Raw genomic sequence first — 19743 nt, forward strand, 5'->3', positions numbered from 1 at the left:
AGCGAATTCGTGCTTAGGGACGCTGGGTGCCTGCCGGATAGGTCAGCTTATCCCACGTTGCAGATCCAACAATTCCGTCTTTAACAGCTACGTTCTGATCCTTCTGAAATTGCACAACAGCCGCCTGAGTTTTAGCTCCAAATTGTCCATCGACTGCGCCGACGATCGAGGGATATCCATACAGAACGAGAAGACGCTGAAGTAGAGCAACGGCGGGACCGCGAGAGCCGTTTTGTAGCGTGGGAAGTTGTGCCGTTACGCTTTGAACCATGAGAAGTCTCCTTTCACAAAAGTGGTAATTCAGTAATTGAAATGAGTCTGTTTTGTATCGGTTTGATGCATCAACCTGAAGATAGATACAAGCTCAAACTCGCTCTTCCCGGAATTTCACTGATGCATTTTTTGATTTTCTATTTTCTTTAGATTTCATTAGGATGGATTCGCTTTTTAAGAAGAAGTTTTTGCGATCGATCGCGCTATAGGCTACTTCTTAGTAACAGAAATATTCATCAAAAAACAACAAACAAAAAGAGAGAATATCGGCATAAAAACCAGATACTCTCCCTCTTGATTCGCTAATAAAATGAGTGATCAGGGAACAACCCTATTGGTCTGAATCTATCTAAATTTATTTACCTATGGACGCTGAGTGCCTGCGGGGTAGGTCAACTTGTCCCACGTTGCTGGTCCAACGATTCCGTCTTTAACGGCTACGTTCTGATCCTTCTGAAATTGCACAACTGCCGCCTGAACTTTGGCTCCAAATTGTCCGTCTACTTTGCCGACGAGCGAAGTATATCCATACAGAATGAGAAGACGCTGAAGCAAGGCAACGACGGGACCAGAAGAGCCGTTTTTCAGGGTAGGAAGCTGTGATGAAGCACTCTGAACCATGAGAATTTCCTTCGTGAAGATATTGATTGATTGGAATGACCCTAGTTTGTAGAGGCTTTTTTACCAATCTGAAGAGGGATACAAACTCAAATCTATCCTTTCCCGAATTCTACTGATTAATTGATTCGATTTAATTCATCTTCTTCCTACTTTCTATTCTTAATAGGGAAAGCAGGAGGGAAATCTTAAGAGGGAAATCAATAGTCAAATCGCTGAGAAGGAGGCTAGCTCATGGCTCAAACAATAAATCTTTACTGAGAAGCCCGATGCGACCACCGAACACCCATTAGTACCAACAGCCCGATCGCCAGAACGATCGCCGTCACTGAAACCGAAGCAATCGCTGCCTGCCGAACTGCCACTGCCACCAGTGCCCACACAATCACCCCCGGAAAGGAGAAATCTCGGCGCGTCAGTAAAACCCAGCCTGCCAGCCCTGCCGCCACGATCGCCAGCCCGATCGCCCACACCTCCGATGCAACGCCGCCCCCGTTCCAGCCCGAAGCATCAAGCGCGGAAGCGACATTCACGATCGTCGCCACACTAATCCAGCCCAGGTAAATTCCAAAGGGCAGGTGAGCCGACCATTTCTCCTGTCGTGATACGGGACGCAGTCCCACCCCTAGCCAGCGATAGCTTGCAATCAGGGGAATCAGAATCGCCAGCATCGCTATCACCGACAGCCAGAACTGCCCCCCCAAAAACAGGTAAACCCAGATTGCCTGTGCCACACAAGCCACAATCAGCGCATAGTCTACACGCCGCAACACCGGATTTTGCCGCTGATCTGACCGAAGCTGATAAAAGCCAAAGGCAATTAGCCCCAGGTAAATCAAACCCCAGATGGCAAAGGCATAGTTGGCAGGCAAAATTCGCAGATCGGCGAACTGAGTATTCGCGACCTCACCAATCGTTTGTCCGGCAGGCGGAATGATATTTGAAAGCGCATTGACCCCGATCGAGCCAAAAATCGCTGCAACGGTCAGAATTTGGCGCAGGCGATCGGAGGACGAGTGAGAAGTAGAGGAATTCATAGAACGGCAGACCTTCCCGCAAGAACCGTAATACGTCTTATCGTAGGAGTTCTTTCAGGAAGGACGGCTCTATCAGCATTCAGACATTCCTCGGACTTGCTGTACTTCATCAAGCGGATTCTGAGAAGAGGCAGATCCTACCGCTTGAATAGGCCTGTAATTCGATTCGTCACTTGAGCCAGAGCAGACTGAATTCCCCCAGCAACGCTCGACTGAGACTTCTGAGCGACCTGAATCGGCTCATCCTTAAACGCCTTCAGCCGATAGCCATACTCAAGCTGATCCCGATTTTTCTTCAGCACCGGATACAGCCGAAAAGCTCCCTGAACTAGCTCTTCCTGGTTAGCAAACACTGCCTGGTCGATCTGGCTGGAACGCTTTACCGAAATGACTCCCACCGGATACCAGTTTTTCTTGCCCTCAATCCGAATGTAAATCTCATACTCTGGCAGTCCGTCCTCCTTCATTTTGTCGTATTGCTGCGCGGCTGCGGTGCGTTGAGCCGATCGCTTTGAGACTTTGGGCTGGGGTTTAGGAGTTCCAAATCCGAGATTGCTAGCCATAGAGTTTTGATTGCAACGCTTAATCAGTAAAAGAAGAACTATGAAAAACGAACCGTGAAAGAAAAACAGAAAGCGATCCGAGTAAAACCGATCGGAGATTAATAAAAGTTTACAGCTTTTCTCAGGATCCTTGGTCGAGTTATCTCAACCTGATGCAGATTACTTCCTTCTCCGGTGATTCCAGAACCGTCAACTCTAAATCCCCCGGCACTCAGGGTTCTAAAACGGTGAGCCGCCTGTGCTTTAGAGATTTTTCGATCGCTTCGTTGCAGTGATACCCGTTTTGCCATAGGATAGAAAAAGTATGACTACGGGATGTAGCGCAGCTTGGTAGCGCACTTCGTTCGGGACGAAGGGGTCGTAGGTTCAAATCCTATCATCCCGATTACTCAAATCGGTTGCGCAGCTTGATTCTGTAAAGGATGAGCTGTCAACCGAGTTTTTGTATGCTGATTTCTTGATTCGCTTTCTGGAAGGGTGGTTGGGTATGATTTGAGGTGCTGCATTGCCCCCTAAATCCCCGTCGCTTTAGCAGAATCCAGTTCAGCCAGGCTTTTGGGTGATCCCAAGAAAGTAGGCGTAATGCCGCCTTTGCACCGCCACAAACGATGTGAAGCCGTTTCTCCATCAGGATGATGCGAAGCTGTTTCCTCGGCGGGGCGATCGGGCAGGAGTTCGATCGTCATTTGCTGAATTGCCTCGAGCGGCAGCAGAAAGTTTTCAGCATCCAGATTGAAGCAGAGACTCGAAACGCGATCGGCTTCTGCCAGTCCGCCACCCCAGATCCACATCAGGCAGTAGGTCACAGAAATAATCATCACCGGACTCTCGAAACCAGGCGTATAGAAATCGCTTTGTTCTGCCCATCGCTGCGCCCGCTCTGCATCGGTAAAGGCTGGCAGAAGGGAAGTGCCGTCACTCAGTTCCAGAATTAAAGGCTGCTCGACAGTCTCAGGATCGTGCAGAAAGCACCAGGTTTCTAGCGCGAACAGCTCGAAAAAAAGCTCGTTGACTGCTGCCTCAACCTGAGTTGATCGCGCCTGCCGCGCCAGTGCATCAAAGTTTGCCAATTTGCCGCCCTGTGAACGTTAATTCTTTTCGTTCTTCTATAGCCTATCGAGCGAGAAGCAGGTTGGTAAAAATTCCTCACTTGTCAATCCCGTTTAAGCGATCGACGGGCTATTCTAAGGAAGGAGTTTGCTGGGTTGACGCAACTTCAGGTTTCGATTCAGATCCCTGCTCCAATTGCCCTATTAATCGTTGATCGAACGCTCTACAGCTATGCCCAGATCTCAACGCAACGATAACTTTATTGATAAAACCTTTACCGTCATGGCAGACATGATCCTCAAAATGCTGCCAGCAAACCAGAAGGCAAAAGAAGCATTTGTTTATTACCGGGATGGAATGTCTGCCCAGGCAGATGGCGAGTATGCGGAAGCGTTATCCAACTACGAAGAGGCACTCAGACTCGAAGAAGACCCCTACGATCGCAGCTTTGTTCTTTACAACATGGGCTTGATCTACGCCAGCAACGGTGATCATCAGCGTGCCCTGGAACTTTACGAAGAAGCTCTCGAACTCACCCCCAAAATGCCCCAGGCGTTAAACAACGTTGCGGTGATTTATCACTATCTGGGCGAACAGGCGCAGGAAGCAGGACAAGCGGACGAAGCCGACAAATACTTCGACCAGGCAGCCGAATACTGGCAGCGGGCAATTCGCGTTGCGCCCAACAACTACATCGAAGCGCAGAACTGGCTAAAAACCACTGGACGTTCCAAAATCGATGTATTCTTTTAGGTCTGACCTTTCTGTTTCCCGAATCACGTTCAAAGAGTGACCTATGCTGATCGATCGCGACCAGGTTCGTAAAGTTGCCCATCTTGCCCGTTTGGAACTTACGGAAGCCGAAGAGGAACAGTTCACAACGCAGCTCAGCAGCATTCTGGAATATTTCCAGCAGTTGAGCGAGCTGGATACGGATACCGTCGAGCCAACCACCCGGGCGATCGATGTCAGCAATGTGACACGCATCGATCAGCTTCAGCCTTATCCTGAGCGCGAGTTGATTATGGAGAACGCGCCGGAGCGAGAAGACTCGATGCAGGGGGAATTCTTCAAAGTGCCGCAAATTATGGGCGGCGGCGAGTAGTCCGCGAAATCGATCGCTTAAAATTCTCGTCGCGAGAAGATGAAAGTGGCGATCGTTAATAAAACAATTGTGTAGAGCAGTCCATAGGCAAGGTGGGCTGCTAATTCGTTTGCAGGCGGCAGAGCAGCGATGCCATAAACTGCGTCATTTTTTAGATTGAGCCGCGACAGATCTGGCAGGGCGAGATATAGCCCATTAATGATGCGGCGCAGATTTGGGTCGGTGGAAATTGTGCCCAGCGTCACGAGATCGCGACTAAAGTGACCCATCAGGTAAACGGCGATCGTCAGCAGCGTTGCCAGCAGCGAACTGGTGAAGACTCCGAAGAGAATGGCGGCGGCGGCAATTAGCGATAGCTCTAGAAACTGAAACAGCCCAGACAGCAGCAAACTCTCGATCGGAACCGAAATTCGCAAAAGCATCAGCGTCACCAGATAGATCGCCATCATTGCGATTACTAGAACTGCCAGCACCGCCGAAATTCCCCAGTGCTTACCGACGATAAATTCGGCGCGGCTAATTGGCTTAGCAACCATTACAAAAACGGTGCGCTTTTCAATTTCTTTGTTGACCAATCCAGTACCGACAAAGATGGCAATCAGCAATCCCAGCAGACCGATCGCCGCTAGCCCAATATCGGGAATGATTTTATTTTCCGTGCTAGCAGCCACCGCAGGAACCAACAGCGTTACGGCAGCCATCGCTACCGCAAAAAAGCCAATCAGGTAAAGCACCCGATCGCGAATTACTTCTCGAAAGACATTGGCGGCAATCACCAGAGTGCGGCTGGGGTTCATAAAAATCTCGCTGGAAAAAGCAGACTCAGAAGACAGAGTTGAGGATGAGAGCAGGTCGGTAAACCTGTTTCCTCTGCGATTATTCCCTAAATTAGGACGGATTGAGTACGGCTATGTACAAACCTTCTTACAGGGACATGATGGTTTGCTGGGCTACGGTGGGCTTTCTAAGGGGATGAACCTTCAAAGCTGCTGCTTCTGAAAGCCCGGATTTCTTGCAAGCCCAAATTGCGCGGATGGTATGAGCCGCTTCGATTAGCCCCTGAACAAGACAAAGTTTAACTAGACTGATACGTGGGTGTTCGTCCTTGTCATGAAGATTCTGCTGGTCGAAACGGATACAAAGCTTAATCAAGAATTTGTCCACATTCTGACTCAACAAAACTTTGATCTGAGTGTGGCGATCGATCCGGAAACGGCGAAAGAAAGACTGCACCAGACCCATTTTGATCTGGTTGTGCTGTGTGGAGAGCGACTCTGCCCCGCAGGATTAGAGCTAGTGGAGCAGGTGCATCGATCTGCCGATCCTGCGATCGTCTTGCTGCTGTTGCCGTCCCCATCTCCTACAGTGAAACTGATTCAACCGGCAAACCCAGCCAATGGCAAGTGGAGCGAGCCAGAACGCCGACAGTTTGCGAACCCACAAGAGTTGCTGGATTGCGTTGAAAGTTCCCGCCTGACGTTAGCCGCTTCCTCAGCAACTGTGCCCTTGGCGGAAGGTTCGGCTTCGTATTACCCGACCGTTCCTCCCAGTTCGGCTCCTGCTCCGCTTCAAATGGCAATGCAGCAGATTTGGACTCAGTCGCGATTCATGAGCTATGAGCGAATTAAGTCTCTGGCCGCAACTCAGCGACAACTAAAACAGGGGGCAACTCAAGTCATTCAACCGATGCTCCAAACGGCGCACAAGCTGGTTGGCTCCCTTGGAACTTTTGGCTTTCAAGACGCATCCCAGATTGCTTGCAGCATCGAAAAGCTGCTGATTTCCTATTCTGAAATTCCAGCAACTGATACGGCTGAGTGTTTGTCCCAGATCGACGGCTTAATTGAGGATCTGCAGGCGGAACTGGTTGATCGAGATGAGCAGCTTGGACTGCCTGCGATCGGGACGACGGCTGATCCTGCTCCTGCCGCTCCTGCTTTTGCGGGTCTTGCTCCTGCGAATCTTGCTTCTGTTGCTCAGCCGATCCTGCTAGTGATTGACGGCGATCGAGAGCTGACCGACAGCTTATTACAAGAAGCCATTGCCTGGAAAATGCGGGTTGTGGTGGCTGCAACGATCGAACAGGGACGAGCGCAGATTCAGCAGGAGCGTCCAGCGGCTGTGCTGCTTGACCCAACGCTACCCGGAATACCGGAAGCCCTGTTGGCAGAATTGGCGGCGGCAGATGATCCAATTCCCGTTTTGATCTTTTCCCTCAAAGACCGATCGATCGAGCGGGTGAATGCGCTGCGGCTCGGTGGACAACTGTTTTTGCCCAAGTCAGCCACGCCCGGACAGATTTTTCGCGCCGTGACCGAGGTGCTTCAGCCTCCGGAACCGCTTCATGCGAAAGTGCTGGCAGTCGATGACGATCCGCAAATTTTGCTCTCGCTGCGTGCCCTGCTGGAGCCAGAGGGAATTCAGCTCACCTGCTTGAGCGACTCGACTCAGTTTTGGGAAACGCTGCGATCGGTTCAGCCCGATCTGGTGATTTTTGATTTGAGGATGCCGCAGATTAGCGGGTTAGATCTATGTCAGTCCGTCCGGCATGACTTTCAGTGGAACTGGCTGCCTGTCATTTTTTTGACCACGAGCAGCGATCGCGAAACGATTCAGCAAGTCTTTCGGGCTGGGGCAGATGACTATGTGACAAAGCCGATCGTGCCTGAGGAACTGCTGCTGCGGGTTCTCAATCGGCTCAAACGCAGCCGCTTGTTGCGCGATCGAGCAGAAATTGACGAGCTAACGGGCGTTGCCAATCGCCAGCACTCAACGAAAACCCTGACACAGCTCATTCAGTTCGCGACCGATTTTCAACAGCCCTTTTGTCTGGCAATCCTCGATTTGGATCATTTCAAGCAGATCAACGATCGCTACGGGCACGCGCAGGGCGATCGAATTTTGCATCAGTTCGGGCAGTTTTTGCAGCAAAAGTTTCGTAGCGGAGATCTGGTAGCACGCTGGGGCGGCGAAGAGTTTGTTGTGGGGATGTACGGCATTAGCAGTGAAGACAGCATCGATCGTCTGGCCAATATGCTGGAAGAATGGCAGGCGCAGACGATTACCAGCCTGACCGGAGAGCTGCTGAAAGTGAGCTTTAGTGCAGGGTTGGCGCAGTTTCCAGCAGATGGAACCGCTTTGCAGGTGCTTTACCGAGCGGCTGATGCGGCACTCTATCGGGCAAAGCGGGGCGGACGCAGTCGAATTGTAGCCAGTCACTGGCAATCGACCCGCAGCCCTGCAACTCCGGGAAAAGTGGCTGAAGTTCCAATCCGAGCTTCGGTTGCTGTCGTGCATCCCAACCTGGAATTTGCTCAAAGCTTGCGGCGATCGTTTGAGATTCGAGGCTACAGTATGCAGTGGCTTCAGAGCGGTGAGGCGGCGATCGAGCATTTGCAGAATCCTACGTTTAGCCTTCCTGGGGTTCCCACGCTGATGCTGCTGGCTGAGCAAACCACTGATTGGGATGGTTTAACCGTTCTGCGGCAGCTCAAAGCCGAGGTCAAAAACCGGATGCAGATTATCTTGCTGCTCGATCAGTCTGCCCTGCTTGAAGAGGCTCAAGCCCTGAGCGTTGCGGATGTGCTGCTGATGCCCTGCTCGGTTACGGTGATCCTTCAGCGATTGCGGCAGCTGATTCGATAGAGACCGTCTCGAAGGGTTGTTTAACGGGTATCTGAGGTGCGACATCGCCCCCCCTAAATGAGTCAACTCTGGGGGACTTTGAACGTAGGCGTAATTCGCTCAGTTCTCCCAGAATTGGGGATTAGGGGGGCAAGTCGGAGAGTCTACAAACCGTGCTGCACACAAACGCTAAGCCGTTGCTCTCGCCGAAGGATGCTGCGCCAGCACCTTTTTGAGGTATTGCCCTGTGTACGATCGCGGGTTTTGCGCGACTTCTTCGGGAGTGCCTGCGGCGATGAGTTCACCGCCCCGGTTGCCGCCTTCTGGACCCAAATCGATTACCCAGTCGGAGCAGCGAATAACATCCAGGTTGTGTTCGATGACAACGATCGAATTCCCCATATCTGCCAGGCGCTGCAGCACGTCCAGCAGCTTGTGAACGTCGTAGAAAGAAAGCCCGGTCGTCGGCTCGTCGATCAAATACAGGGTTTTGCCTGTGGCGCGGCGCGACAGTTCAGACGCCAGCTTGAGTCGTTGAGCTTCTCCACCGGACAATGTAGGAGCCGTTTGACCCAGCCGCACATAGCCCAACCCGACATCCACCATTGTTTGCAGCCGGGCATTGAGCTTGGGGATGTTTTCAAACAGGGGGAGGGCTTCCTCGGCAGTCATGTTCAGCACGTCGGCGATCGTAAATCCCTTGTATTTCACCTGAAGCGTTTCCCGGTTGTAGCGTGCCCCTTTGCAGACATCGCACTGTACATACACATCCGGCAGGAAGTTCATCTCGATCACGTTCACGCCCTGACCGCTGCAAGCCTCACAGCGTCCACCTTTGACGTTAAACGAAAACTGTCCCGGCTTATAGCCCCGCGCTTTTGCCTCGATCGTTTCTGCAAACAAATCACGAATGCAGTCGAAAATGCCCGTGTAGGTGGCAGGGTTCGATCGCGGCGTGCGTCCGATCGGCGATTGGTCGATCACGATCGCTTTATCAAGCGCATTCAGTCCTTTGATTTCTTGAAGCTCCTTGGGAAAGGGCACTTTTTGACCAAAGTGGTGTTGCAGTGCCGGGTAAAGCAGCTCGTTAATCAGCGTTGATTTGCCAGAACCGGATACGCCCGTAATACACACCAGTCTACCCAGAGGAATTTCGATGTCCAGATGGCGCAGGTTATTGCGGTGAGCATTTTTAAGAAGCAGCGATCGACCGTTCCCCGGTCGGCGTTCCACAGGCGTTTCGATTCCTCTGCGTCCCGACAGATAGGCTCCGGTGAGCGAAGCTTCTGCCGTCAGTAAGTCATTGAGCTCTCCCTGTGCGACGACTGAGCCGCCGTGAATTCCCGCACCCGGCCCAATATCCACCAGATGATCGGCAGCGCGAATTGTGTCTTCGTCGTGTTCCACCACAATTAGTGTATTGCCCAGGTCGCGGAGTTTGACCAAGGTGTTAAGCAGGCGATCGTTGTCGCGCTGGTGCAGTCCGATACTGGGTTCATCCAGCACGTATAATACTCCCGTCAGTCCTGCACCGATCTGCGTAGCTAAGCGAATGCGCTGTGCTTCTCCCCCAGAAAGCGTCATTGCTGTGCGATCGAGGGTGAGATAGTCTAGCCCCACATCGAGCAGAAACTGCAGCCGCGCTTTGATTTCTCGCAGCACCAGATCACCAATTTGTGCCTGACGGGGGGTAAGGTGCATCTGGGTAACGCGATCGAGACTGTCCCGCACCGAAACGCTGGTCAGTTCTTTGATTCGATACTGTCCCACCCGAACGTTTAATGCTTCCGGCTTAAGGCGATTGCCGCCGCAAACTTCGCAGGGCTGATCGATCAGATATTGCTCTAGCTTTTGCTTGTACAGGTCAGAGGTGGATTCCTTGTACTGGCGATCAAGCATCGGAATGATGCCTTCAAAGCGGCGATGATAGCCCTTGTTGTCGCGATAGCGCGAGTCCGCCTCAATGTAAATTTTCTCCTCAGAACCGTGCAACAACACCTGCTGCTGCTCTCGCGTGAGCTGGTTCCAGGGGGTCTGGATCTCGAAGCCAAATGCCTGCCCCACACTGTACAGCAGCGAAAAGTAGTAGGTATTATCTTTCTCTGACCAGGGTGCAACGGCAGCGTAGACGGGCAGCTTCGGATCGGGCACAACCAGATCGGGCGAAAAGGTTCGCAGCGTTCCCAGTCCGTGACAGTGGGGGCAGGCTCCGTAGGGCGAGTTAAAAGAGAACAGGCGAGGCGAGAGTTCTTCCATCACCGCGCCATGTTCGGGACAGGCGAAGTTTTCTGAAAAGACCAGATCGACGGATTTAGGCGAGTCCTCTTCAGATTTGCCGTAGCGCCCCGCAGGTTCGGCTGCCATCGAAGGAAGCACGGCAAGCTGCAAATCAGGATTGGTCGGCAGCGCAATCACTTTGTTTTCGTCTGAGAAGACCTCCACGATCGCCACTCCTTCCGATCGCTTCAAACAAGTCGAGAGCGAATCCACCAAGCGTTCCTGAATGCCGTCTTTTTTGACAAGGCGATCGACCACGATTTCGACATCGTGAAACTGATTTTTCTCCAGCTCAATATTGTCCGACAATTCCCGCACTTCGCCGTCAACCCGCACCCGGACAAAGCCCTCAGCCGCCAGCCCCGACAGCAGTTTTTTGTGGGTTCCCTTTTTGCCGCGCACGACCGGAGCCAGAATTTGAAATCGGGTGCGATCGGGCAGTTCCATAATTCGATCGACCATTTGATCAATCGTTTGGGGCACAATCGATCGATCGCAGTGGGGACAGTGGGGTTCGCCTGCCCGTCCGTAGAGCAAACGCAAATAGTCATAGATTTCTGTTACCGTGCCCACGGTCGATCGCGGGTTGTGAGAAGTGGATTTCTGGTCGATCGAAATCGCAGGACTCAAGCCTTCGATCGCGTCTACGTCAGGCTTGTCCACCTGTCCTAAAAACTGCCGGGCATAGGCACTGAGCGATTCGACATAACGACGCTGCCCTTCAGCAAAGATTGTGTCAAACGCCAGCGAAGACTTGCCCGATCCCGAAACGCCTGTAAACACAATTAATCGATCGCGGGGCAGTTCCAGATCAATATTCTTCAAATTGTGCTGCCGTGCCCCCCGAATCCGAATCGTATCCTGTAGGTCTGCGATCGAATCTGAAAGTGACTGACTTCCTTGAAGAGGAGCAACCGCAGCAGGCAGACGATCGGCGGGGTCAACGCGCTGAATCATAGGAAGGGAAGCAGGGGGAGATAGGGGGCAGAGGGGGAAACGAAAAGGGCGAAACTCGAAAGATGAGACAGACGTAACCTAGGGCGACGAATCTTAATAATTCTACCGTTTGTCCCTAAATTCTGCCGAGAGCAAGATTGATAGAATCGTACAACCCCTTATGTTAGCGCGATCGTTTGTCTTAGTACATTTGCCTTATACATTGTTCGACTTAACTTTGCTCGACGGGATATTTGCAAAGCCGAGATTGTGTCCCGAACCGTCCCCCAAAGTTAACTGGTTTGTTGACTCAGGGGTCTGCTTATTTAGAGGGCCCATTTAGAGGGCCCAGTAGCACCTTCACCACGTCTCAAATCACTGCTTTGCCGCTCCGCCCAACTGCCCCTTCGCCCCGTTCCCCATGAATCGCAAACTGCTCACTCAGGCTGTTGCCCGTTTACCGATCGTTCGCGTCAGAGTGCAGGATGGACGCTTTCAAGTCTTGGGCAGCAATCGCTGGTACTCCTACTGGCGTGACCCGTATCATCTGCTGCTGACGATTCCCTGGCACGGCTTTGGGCTGTTAACCGTGCTGTTGTATGTATTAACCAACGCACTGTTTGCCCTGCTGTATCTGCTGGGGGGAGATGGCATTGCCAATGCGCGACCCGGTTCGTTTAGCGACGCATTTTTCTTTAGCGTCCAGACGCTTGCCTCGATCGGCTATGGGGCAATGCACCCGCAATCTCTGTATGCCAACTGGATCGTAACCATTGAGGCAATCGTCAGCATTTTGGGAATTGCCCTGCTCACCGGACTGGCATTTGCCCGATTTTCTCGTCCGACGGCGCGAGTCATGTTCAGTCAGGTTGCGGTCGTTGCGCCCCATGAAGGAATCCCAACGCTGATGTTTCGTGCTGCCAATCGCCGCCGCAATCTCATTTTGGAAGCCCAGATGCGGGTCTATTTGATGCGAGATGAAATTACCGCCGAGGGCAATTCGATGCGCCGCTTTTACGATCTGCCCCTGCTTCGTAGCCAAACGCCAAGCTTTACCCTGAGCTGGACTGCGATGCACGCGCTCGATCCCAACAGCCCTCTGTACGCGGCCACGACCGAATCACTTCGTCAGTCTAGAGCAACGATCGCCGTTTCCCTGAACGGGCTTGATGAAACTGTGTCTCAAACCATGCACGCCCGCCACAACTACGCTCCGCAAGACATTTTGTGGAACAGTCGCTTTGTTGATATCTTTCATGAGTCGTCTGAAGGACACCGCTACATCGACTATCGCGATTTTCACAAAGCGATGCCGATCGAATAGAGGGAAGATTTCTCTCCCCTGGTTTCTTGGCGGCTCAGTATTGGTTCAGTACTGTTGGTTCAGCAATAAACGGCTGGTCAGCAAAGGCTTCTAAGCCCACAGATTCCAGCAGAGTGTTCCATCGCTCCTTTAAGAGCTGGCTGGGCTGCGTTTCAGCCGAACTGGGCGATTGCTTTAAGTCTGCCAGGGTTGCGATCGCGTCGTACCAAATGCCTGCTGCCGCATATGCCGTCGATCGATCAACCACAGGAACCTGCGCCAGTTTAGCCGCCAAATCTGGAGTTAGTGCCTGACGCTGCACCCAGCCTCGCGTGAGCAAATCCCCCGATCGATCATCGGCATTGCAAATAATCGAGAAGTACCATTGATAATCTTTGCCAATCGTGAGAGGAGGTACAGTCCCATCGATGGGCAGGCTGACTTGCAGAATTCCCGGCGTTTTGGGCAGGGCGATCGTCGTTTCATAAACGGTTTGGTTGCCGTCCATCAGCACAAATTCTGCGGTCGTGGCATTCGTTTGAGGCACATACCAGAAGAAAGTCGGGTGTTCCTGTACCGTTAGGCCAAAGTTTTGACTCGGAATCAGCGCGGTCAGGGTGGGCTGGGTCAAAGCGCATCCGCCTCTGGTGCCACCGCCTTCTCGCCGTCCGGGTAAGCCGCGATCGGGCGGAACATATTGGGCAAGTACAACAGTTGCCATTGAAGAGAGAATGCCAGTCGTTAGCAGCAGGGCGATCGTAGATTGGGCAAAACGACGCAGGGGGCGAATCATGCGGCTCCTGATAGAGAGACGAGTTAACAATTTAGGGGAACTTACTCATTACTTCACTGCTGCTGCTCTACAGTCCGCAGAAATTAATGCTTTTGTGATGCAATACCTGTAAATTTCTGGTATGTTCCTTGCGGTTCTACGATCGATTGCAAAGCCGTTTTGTTCCCATTTCTTTCTAGAATGTTTGCTTTTTGAAGGGGTGGAAACAGAAACGCGAAACTGTGAAAGCACCCTAATATCACAAGGGTTGAAGACGCTGAGGTGCTGAAAGATGGAGATGTGCTGACGGTTCCAGAGCTGTTACCTGGCTGGGAACTTCCTGTCTCTGAAATTTGGGCACCTGAATTTGAATGAGATGAATCGCACTTCGGGAATTATTTTTACGATCAGCGAGTCTGGCAAACTTCAAAATTGAGCATTATGACGAACGACCCAATTCAAGCCAATCGATTCAAGCGAGAACTTCACGAGTATTACGTTGATATCGTGTGGGGCTTTGTATGCAGTGACGGGCATATTGCCGGACGTATGGCTTCAGGTGCTCCAGGTGCTATTGATCCAACAGAGCCATGGCAACCCCTTGCAGAGGAATACCGTAAGCGGGGTTTCAACACTAGAGCGGCGATCGCGGCTGATATGAAGCGAAGATGGGCAGAAGCCGACTCAGCAGACGAAGAATGAAATTGAGCTAAAGGATAAAGGCTGTGCGGGGGTGCTTCACACAACCGTTTTACGCAATCCATACAAGCAGGCGAATCCAATTACTGAATTCAAGCTCTGTCTAAAAATAGCCACCCCTGCGCCAGAATGCCCTATTTTAACCGAAAGCGATCAAGCAACAGCGATCAAGCAAAAGTGATCAGGGATTTCTAAACGATCGTGAAATCGCTGCCCGTAATGGTGTTTGCCTGCACTCCAGTCAGAATTGCAAGCGGATCGCGACCTGCCCGAATGATTGTGCTATTCCCCCGCGAAACGATTGTCAAATCGCGGAAGCGCAACCCATCCTCTAACCCGATTAGATCCTGACGGTTGGCAAAGTCTGTAATTCGATCGCGTCCACCCCGACGGCGAATCACAAAAACATCTGTGTCGCTGCCGCCCGTGAGCGTGTCTCTGCCGATGCCGCCATTGAGCTGATCCTCGCCACTGCCGCCAAATAGCCGATCGCTGTCTTCATCGCCCCGCAGCCGATCGTCACCGCTGCTGCCGTCAAGCCGATCGCGCCCCGTTCCGCCGATTAAGTCATCATCGTTTTCGCCACCTACAAGCTGATCGTCACCGCTGCTACCTAGCAGTTCATCGTCGCCATCTTCGCCGTAGAGTTCATCGTCACCATCTTCGCCGTCAATCTCATCATCCCCGTCGCGACCATAGATCTCGTCATCGCTGTCGTTTCCGTCAATCTCATCACCTCTATCTGAGCCAATGATTTCGTCATCGTTGGGTCTGAAGAAATAATCATTGTCGTAGTAATCGCCAAAAAGAAAGCCGAACCCCAGTCCGATCGCCATGATTCCTCCTTCCAGGCTTCAAAGCAAGAACCTGAAATAAACCAAATCAACCTAAGACCGAAACCTAGAACAAAACCTAAAACAAAACAAAACCTAACCTAAAACAATAAGTCTGCGGCTGCCTCAATTTGGGCAGAGGGTCTAAGTCCCCGTGATAACGGACGTAAACGCACGATCGTTTGTTCCCGAAATTCTGCCGAAATCGACTGCCCCATTTCAAACCGATTATGGACGATGTATCGCTGGCAAACACCCTGCTGGAGGAGGGATTGGGTTAGCCGTTCTGCTTCTGCGACGATCGCCGACTGTGCCTGCACTACGCCGATAAATTCAGTATGGGCAGGATTTTTGAGCTGCTTTTGTGCCTGCATGACGCGCTGCCGTAAATGGCGAAGCCGCCCAATCAGTTCCGTGTGTCCAGCGATGTCCTGATACTTGATCCACAGCTTAAAAATCCAGGCAAGCCAATCCCCCAACGCAGCAGGCATTTCCAGAAAGCGCAGCAAATGCCCAGTCGGAGCGGTATCCAGAATAATTAAATCTTGCTGGTTCTGCTCTAGTTGCTCAATCACCATCAGCAGCGACAGCATTTCATCGATTCCTGGCAACGCCTGACTCACAATCTGCCGCCATGCCTCAGGACCGTAGGCAATCTTCAGCGAATCTGCTTTTGTATCCCCGCTCATCATCTCTGCCAGTTCCCACAGGTATTCCTCCCGAAAGCGATCGAGTATCCGATGCGCGTTAACTTCTTGAGCCGTGAGATTGCCAGCCAGCAATACCGGATCATGGCCCAGCAGGGTTCCAAATGCATCCCCCAGCGAATGCGCCGGATCGATCGAAATCACGCGAATTTGTCGATCGGGATGCCGCACTGCCATGGCCCAGCCGATCGCCGCTGAAATTGTCGTTTTTCCGACTCCCCCTTTCCCACCAACCAAAATCAGCCGTTTTCCTTCTGCCACAAAATCGCTCAAACCGGGCGAGAGTTTTTCAGGTGATTCGATCGACCTTACTGGATCTGCAGGAACAGCCATTGATTGAGGAGTTTTTACTTGAGAAATCAGGTGATCCAAGGCTGCACTACCGATCGGCTCCTGAGGCTGAACCGGAATCGCTAGCACCGGATAAGGATTAGCAAGGTCGATAAATTTCTCCAAAAGTTTCTGCTGTTCCTGCAAGCCGTTCAGATCGTTTCCGGCAGAACGGTCTGAAATCTGGTTTACAATCATTCCGCCGATTGGCATTTGAAGCAGCTGCAATGCCTGGATAAATCGCTGAGTTTCTAAATAGCTCATCAGTTCTGGAATCGCGACGATCGCACACCCTGTCACTGCTGGATTTTGCAAAAGATGTCGTCCTGCAGTCAGGTCTGCCTGCATCTCGTGCAAAAAGCGATCGGCTTCATCGTCGTCACACCGTCCGGTAAAGCTCTGGGCGATGTAGCGGTGCTTCTCCTGAAACAAGCCCATCGCAGACAGCAAATTATCCAGAAAATCCATCAGGCTAAACAAATTCAGCGTATGACCGGTCGGAGCCATATCCACCACCACGCGATCGGCTTCCTGCTCCCGCAAAATTCGCTGAATCTCTAAAATGCCCATCAGCTCATCGACACCGGGCCAGCTCAAACTCCAGACCGGAGACAAATCCTCGCCCTGTACAAAACTCCCCCGCTCCACCAATAGCTCCAGAATGCTGCCATATTTTTCCTTAAAGCCTTGCAGCAGCTTTTCCGCATCCAGTGCCCGTACCCGAAGATTCAGCAAATCCTCGACTATCCCTGGTTCATCTCCCACCTCAGTTTGCAGCACATCCCCCAGCGAATGCGCCGGATCGGTAGACAGCAGTAGCACCCGCTCACCAGGAAACTGCCGCGCCCACCGACGTGCAAACCCACAGGAAAAAGTTGTCTTTCCGACTCCTCCTTTCCCGCTCACCAGAACCAGACGCAGCGAATCAAAATAGTGCAGCATGGCGATCGACTTTAACAGGGGTGATTTTTTAGAACTCCTGCTAAAAGTCTTCCCCTAATTAATTCTCACGAACATCCACGCTGGCTCACCGCAAATAACCTTTACGATCAGAGCGCATTTTAAAGTTGCTCTGCTAACTTCTCACAGCTCTCCAGATTGACTCGTGCCCTCTGTAAATTTATTTCTGCAATCGTTACTTTTACAGAATCATTTGCTTTAAAAACTTGTTTCAGATTGTCGATTTGTTGAGCAATTTTTGAGCGATGCAGTAAAGCATATATGCCATCAATATTAATCCATATTCCATAAGGCTTAACGACATGCACCCTACCATTCACAATTTGACCTACCTGAAACTGACGTAATTTGTTTAAGGTAAAACTTTGAATCAGTTCTATCTCAAGCGGCTTAAAATTACTCAATCTCTCTTTTGAATCTAAAATCTTTAAAGAAAGTTCTTGCCCGACTACTAGCTCCTCTTTGCATCTATCAACGTCGTTAACGGCTCCTCGCAATCCCCCAACTTCAACTAGCACGCTATACCATTGTCTTCTCCAGGATCTCTAGATGTAACGTTCCATCTTCAGCCTGCAATTCGGAAAGCGACCCAATTCAAAGCTCATAGCGCACTGGCTTAAGAGAACCTGGGATAGAGCAAATCGATCGGTGTAGGCTGGCTAATTGATCAGGTTCAAGCTACCGCAACCTTTAACCGAAGCTGTCTAGCTCCATTATTGTCTCAGTTGAAAAAAGCAGTGAGCGTTTCTCGATCGCCCTGGGATTACTAAAGACTGAATCACTTCATCCCATCTATCGGCAGATCCGCCATGAGCGAACTGTTTAAGGGCTTCGAGCAACTGCTAGAGCTTGCCAAAGCCCTGGAAGAAAAAATCGAGAAGGGCGAAATCAAAACTGATGTTCAGATCAACGCCCGTCCGCTCAGCAGCATTCCGCGTCAGGGCAGTATTCCCCGCACGGATATCGGCACGAGTCGCATTAAGCGAAATTCACCTGCACCGAATTCGTCTGCCAGTGCTGCGGCTGCTCCGGGTGATGACGCAACTGACGACAGCCTGACGGCTCCGACTGGCACAACCTCCTCCCTGAAAGACGTGGGTGGCTTGGGCGAAGTGCTGCAAGAGCTGCGCGAACTGGTTGAAATTCCGCTGCGGCGACCGGATCTGTTAGCAAAACTGGGACTCGAACCTCCCAAAGGCGTGCTGCTTGTCGGACCTCCCGGAACCGGAAAAACCTTGACAGCACGTGTCCTGGCAGAAGAACTGGGGGTCAACTACATCGCGATCGTCGGTCCTGAAGTGATCGGCAAATACTACGGCGAAGCAGAATCTCGGCTGCGAAGCCTGTTCGAGAAAGCGGGCAAGTCGTCTCCCTGCCTGGTGTTTATCGATGAAATTGACAGCCTCGCGCCCGATCGCAGCAAGGTCGAAGGCGAAGTTGAAAAACGGCTGGTAGCGCAATTGTTAAGCCTGATGGATGGCTTTGCCAAAACCCCCGGCGTGATCGTGCTAGCGGCAACCAATCATCCCAATCATCTTGATCCGGCACTGCGTCGTCCCGGTCGATTCGATCGCGAAGTGCAGTTCCGAGTGCCCAATCGTGAAGGTCGCCTGGAAATCCTCCAGATCTTAACTCGCGAGATGCCGCTAGAGGCGTCTGTCGATTTGACGGCGATCGCAGACTTGGGAGTAGGCATGGTGGGAGCCGACCTCAAAGCCATTTGTCAAAAAGCCGCCTATACCGCACTGCGCCGTCAGGTTCCCAGCCTTAAAGCTGCCATTCCCGAAACAATGACCGTGACTCAGGCTGATTTTCTTCAAGCAATCAAGGAGATTAAGCCTTCGGTACTGCGATCGGTCGAGGTCGAATCGCCACAGATTACCTGGGATGAAATCGGCGGACTGGAAACGGTGAAGCAAACCCTGCAAGAATCAGTTGAGGGCGCACTGCTGTACCCGGAACTCTACCAGCAAACCAGAGCCACTGCACCACGCGGAATTCTGCTCTGGGGACCACCTGGAACAGGCAAAACCCTTTTAGCCAAAGCAGTTGCGGCTCAGGCACGTGCTAATTTTATTGCAGTCAATGGACCCGAACTGCTCAGTAAATGGGTAGGTGCTGCCGAGCAAGCCGTTCGCGAACTGTTTACCAAAGCGCGTCAGGCGGCTCCCTGTGTCGTATTTGTGGATGAGATCGATACCCTGGCTCCGGCACGGGGAAAGTTTTCGGGTGATTCTGGGGTGAGCGATCGCGTCGTCGGTCAACTTCTCACCGAACTGGATGGAATGCAGGAATGCCCCAATGTGCTGCTGATTGGCGCAACCAACCGCCCCGATGCCCTCGATCCCGCAATGCTGAGAGCGGGACGCTTTGATTTGCAGATCAAGATCGATTTACCGGATCTAAATAGCCGTTTGGCGATCCTCCAGGTTCACAACGCCGATCGCCCCCTGGAAAACATCAATCTCGAAGCCTGGGCAGCGCAAACCGAAGGCTGGAACGGGGCAGATCTGGCACTGTTAAGTAACCAAGCCGCGCTAGAAGCAATCCGTCGCCATCGATCGCGGGGGCAAGCTGATCCCGCCACGATTCGCATTACTGAGGCTGAATTTGCCGCTGCTTACGAGTTGTTAATGAATCAACGTCAGCGTTAAGA

Annotated in this window: 17 protein-coding genes, 1 tRNA gene and 1 pseudogene; 8 read left to right on the forward strand and 11 right to left on the reverse strand. The window is 51.9% G+C overall.

From position 1 onward, the window contains the following. Positions 1–13 precede the first annotated feature (13 nt). The 4 genes from NDI45_RS08615 to NDI45_RS08630 all read right to left on the reverse strand — a co-directional run bounded on the left by NDI45_RS08615 (position 14) and on the right by NDI45_RS08630 (position 2491). Positions 14–271: a peptidoglycan-binding domain-containing protein gene (locus NDI45_RS08615; protein ID WP_190793256.1), complete on the reverse strand. Its 258-nt coding sequence runs from the start codon at positions 269–271 to the stop codon at positions 14–16. Between the two features lie 365 nt (positions 272–636). After that, positions 637–894 carry a peptidoglycan-binding domain-containing protein gene (locus NDI45_RS08620; protein ID WP_348247057.1) on the reverse strand — a complete coding sequence of 86 codons (258 nt, stop codon included), beginning with the start codon at positions 892–894 and terminating at the stop codon, positions 637–639. A gap of 251 nt (positions 895–1145) precedes the next feature. Then, entirely contained in the window at positions 1146–1928 is a 783-nt protein-coding gene (locus tag NDI45_RS08625) for a tryptophan-rich sensory protein (protein WP_348247058.1), read from the reverse strand. Positions 1929–2065: 137 nt separating this feature from the next. Then, entirely contained in the window at positions 2066–2491 is a 426-nt protein-coding gene (locus NDI45_RS08630) for an HHL1-like protein (protein WP_190793259.1), read from the reverse strand. Between the two features lie 311 nt (positions 2492–2802). On the opposite strand from NDI45_RS08630, the gene NDI45_RS08635 reads away from it, so the two are divergent. Continuing rightward, positions 2803–2876, forward strand: a tRNA-Pro gene (locus NDI45_RS08635). A gap of 127 nt (positions 2877–3003) precedes the next feature. On the opposite strand, the gene NDI45_RS08640 is transcribed toward NDI45_RS08635, so the two are convergent. After that, positions 3004–3561 carry an SseB family protein gene (locus NDI45_RS08640; protein ID WP_348247059.1) on the reverse strand — a complete coding sequence of 186 codons (558 nt, stop codon included), beginning with the start codon at positions 3559–3561 and terminating at the stop codon, positions 3004–3006. A 211-nt stretch (positions 3562–3772) separates the two neighbouring features. Between NDI45_RS08640 and NDI45_RS08645 the strand changes: the two genes are divergently transcribed. Together NDI45_RS08645 and gatC are read left to right on the forward strand one after the other, a co-directional pair. Then, positions 3773–4294, forward strand: coding sequence for a photosystem I assembly protein Ycf3 (locus tag NDI45_RS08645; protein WP_190793261.1), 522 nt, complete (start codon positions 3773–3775; stop codon positions 4292–4294). A gap of 46 nt (positions 4295–4340) precedes the next feature. Next, a complete protein-coding gene (gene gatC, locus NDI45_RS08650) occupies positions 4341–4646 on the forward strand; it encodes an Asp-tRNA(Asn)/Glu-tRNA(Gln) amidotransferase subunit GatC (protein ID WP_190793264.1) in 306 nt (101 codons plus the stop codon). A gap of 17 nt (positions 4647–4663) precedes the next feature. Here gatC and NDI45_RS08655 read toward each other — a convergent pair whose 3' ends face one another. After that, a complete protein-coding gene (locus tag NDI45_RS08655) occupies positions 4664–5443 on the reverse strand; it encodes an ABC transporter permease subunit (protein ID WP_348247060.1) in 780 nt (259 codons plus the stop codon). A 313-nt stretch (positions 5444–5756) separates the two neighbouring features. Here NDI45_RS08655 and NDI45_RS08660 point away from each other — a divergent pair, with 313 nt between their 5' ends. Next, the gene (locus NDI45_RS08660; protein WP_348247061.1) at positions 5757–8291 is read left to right on the forward strand and encodes a response regulator; all 2535 of its coding nucleotides are present in this window, start codon (positions 5757–5759) and stop codon (positions 8289–8291) included. Positions 8292–8459: 168 nt separating this feature from the next. On the opposite strand, the gene uvrA is transcribed toward NDI45_RS08660, so the two are convergent. Then, complete coding sequence (gene uvrA, locus NDI45_RS08665; RefSeq protein WP_348247062.1) at positions 8460–11504, reverse strand: excinuclease ABC subunit UvrA; 3045 nt, start codon at positions 11502–11504, stop codon at positions 8460–8462. Between the two features lie 400 nt (positions 11505–11904). On the opposite strand from uvrA, the gene NDI45_RS08670 reads away from it, so the two are divergent. Continuing rightward, the gene (locus NDI45_RS08670; protein WP_348247063.1) at positions 11905–12807 is read left to right on the forward strand and encodes an ion channel; all 903 of its coding nucleotides are present in this window, start codon (positions 11905–11907) and stop codon (positions 12805–12807) included. A gap of 34 nt (positions 12808–12841) precedes the next feature. Here NDI45_RS08670 and NDI45_RS08675 read toward each other — a convergent pair whose 3' ends face one another. Then, complete coding sequence (locus NDI45_RS08675; RefSeq protein ID WP_348247064.1) at positions 12842–13579, reverse strand: DUF928 domain-containing protein; 738 nt, start codon at positions 13577–13579, stop codon at positions 12842–12844. 261 nt (positions 13580–13840) lie between these two features. On the opposite strand from NDI45_RS08675, the pseudogene NDI45_RS08680 reads away from it, so the two are divergent. Next, a pseudogene (locus NDI45_RS08680) lies at positions 13841–13933 on the forward strand (Uma2 family endonuclease); the annotation flags it as partial. Between the two features lie 66 nt (positions 13934–13999). Beyond that, the gene (locus NDI45_RS08685; protein WP_190789926.1) at positions 14000–14260 is read left to right on the forward strand and encodes a hypothetical protein; all 261 of its coding nucleotides are present in this window, start codon (positions 14000–14002) and stop codon (positions 14258–14260) included. Positions 14261–14448: 188 nt separating this feature from the next. Here the strand turns inward: NDI45_RS08685 and NDI45_RS08690 are convergent, their stop codons facing one another. From NDI45_RS08690 to NDI45_RS08700, 3 genes are all read right to left on the reverse strand, one after another. Next, positions 14449–15093: a calcium-binding protein gene (locus NDI45_RS08690; protein WP_348247065.1), complete on the reverse strand. Its 645-nt coding sequence runs from the start codon at positions 15091–15093 to the stop codon at positions 14449–14451. A 98-nt stretch (positions 15094–15191) separates the two neighbouring features. Continuing rightward, the gene (locus NDI45_RS08695; protein WP_348247066.1) at positions 15192–17069 is read right to left on the reverse strand and encodes an ArsA family ATPase; all 1878 of its coding nucleotides are present in this window, start codon (positions 17067–17069) and stop codon (positions 15192–15194) included. A 119-nt stretch (positions 17070–17188) separates the two neighbouring features. Continuing rightward, a complete protein-coding gene (locus NDI45_RS08700) occupies positions 17189–17605 on the reverse strand; it encodes a S1 RNA-binding domain-containing protein (protein ID WP_348247067.1) in 417 nt (138 codons plus the stop codon). 291 nt (positions 17606–17896) lie between these two features. On the opposite strand from NDI45_RS08700, the gene NDI45_RS08705 reads away from it, so the two are divergent. Then, entirely contained in the window at positions 17897–19741 is a 1845-nt protein-coding gene (locus NDI45_RS08705) for an AAA family ATPase (RefSeq protein WP_348247068.1), read from the forward strand. Positions 19742–19743: the final 2 nt, after the last annotated feature.

Source organism: Leptolyngbya sp. GB1-A1 (assembly GCF_039962475.1).
In the GTDB taxonomy this organism is placed as follows: Bacteria; Cyanobacteriota; Cyanobacteriia; order Elainellales; family Elainellaceae; genus Leptolyngbya_A.